Annotated in this window: 1 pseudogene; it reads right to left on the bottom strand. The window is 73.5% G+C overall.

The features are described 5' to 3' along the window. A pseudogene (locus ACTOWL_RS38005) lies at nt 1-667 on the bottom strand (hypothetical protein); the annotation flags it as partial.

Genomic DNA, 667 nt, shown 5'->3' on the forward strand with positions numbered 1-667 from the left:
GTCGCCGAGAGCCGCCCCGCCGCGACATTGGTGATGGTGCGCTCGGCGCCGACGTCGCCGACGCTGACCGTGCTGGCCGGCGTCGTCCCGGCGAAGGTGTAGGTCGTGCCGGCAATCGTCGCGCTGGTGGTGCCGACCGCCGCGGCCGTCACCGAGCCCGTGCCCAGGGCCACGTCACCCGCATTGGTCGCCGAGCTGTTGGCACCGAGCGCCGTCGCATCCGCCGCCGTCGCGCTGGCCGCGACACCGGCCGCCAGCGAATTGACGCCGGTGGCGCCGTCATTGTCGTAGTTGGCGCCCTGGGTGCCGCCGTCGTTGACGCTGTAGTAGTGCGTCAGCTGGCCGGTGACATCGGTGATCTGGCTGGCGACATCGTCCACCGCCGTGTTGGTGGCGAAGAGCTGCGAGCCGTTCACCGCGTCGGTCGAGGTGGCCGAGATCCGCCCCGCCGCGACGTTGGTGATGGTCCGCTCGGCCCCCGCCGCTCCGACGCTGACCGTGCTGGCCGGTGTGGTGCCGGCGAAATTGTAGGTCGTGCCCGCGATCGTCGCGCTGGCCGTGCCGACCGCCGCCGCCGTCACCGAGCCCGTGCCCAGCGCCACCGCGCCGGCATTGGTCGCCGAGGCTGCATCGCCGAAGGCGAGCGAGCCCGCCCCGGTGGCGCTGC

The organism is Inquilinus sp. CA228 (genome assembly GCF_052078665.1).
GTDB lineage: Bacteria > Pseudomonadota > Alphaproteobacteria > DSM-16000 > Inquilinaceae > Inquilinus.